Origin of the sequence: Paracoccus sp. SY, assembly GCF_002901215.1 — a bacterium.
GTDB classification, from domain to species: domain Bacteria; phylum Pseudomonadota; class Alphaproteobacteria; order Rhodobacterales; family Rhodobacteraceae; genus Paracoccus; species Paracoccus acridae.
In genome coordinates this window covers 1-377 of the sequence record NZ_NWMQ01000229.1, presented here as the reverse complement: position 1 = coordinate 377, position 377 = coordinate 1, and the positions used below count along the sequence as shown (strand labels likewise).

1 protein-coding gene is annotated in these 377 nt (G+C 65.3%); it reads right to left on the bottom strand.

The features are described from left to right. On the bottom strand, nucleotides 1–341 hold a 341-nt coding region (locus CK944_RS22660; protein ID WP_205049150.1), incomplete at its 3' end, for a cation:proton antiporter. Nucleotides 342–377 lie beyond the last annotated feature (36 nt).

Sequence of the window (377 nt, the reverse complement as noted above, 5' to 3'; positions counted from 1 at the left end):
GCCAGAGCACCACCGAAGAGCAGCAAAAGCACCATCATCGCCAGGCGTTCGACCTGCTCGGTGACATCGTGCATCTCGCGGTGGAAGTCGTGGCTGCGATGGGCATGGCGGAAGGTCAGGGCGGTGACGAAGACCGACAGGAAGCCGTAGGACTGGATCATCTCGGTCAGGCCATAGGACACGAAGGTCGCCGCCAGGGCGATCAGCCCGTCGCCTGTCTGCGCGAGCTTCGTCTCAGCCGGGATGCGGAAGGTGACCCAGCCGAAGGCGCGGCCGATCAGGTATCCGCCCGCAACGCCCGCGCCGATTTCCCACAGGACGTTGTAGGTCAGCCACCTCATGGCCCAAGGCTCGCCCGTGGCAGCGGCAAGGGACAA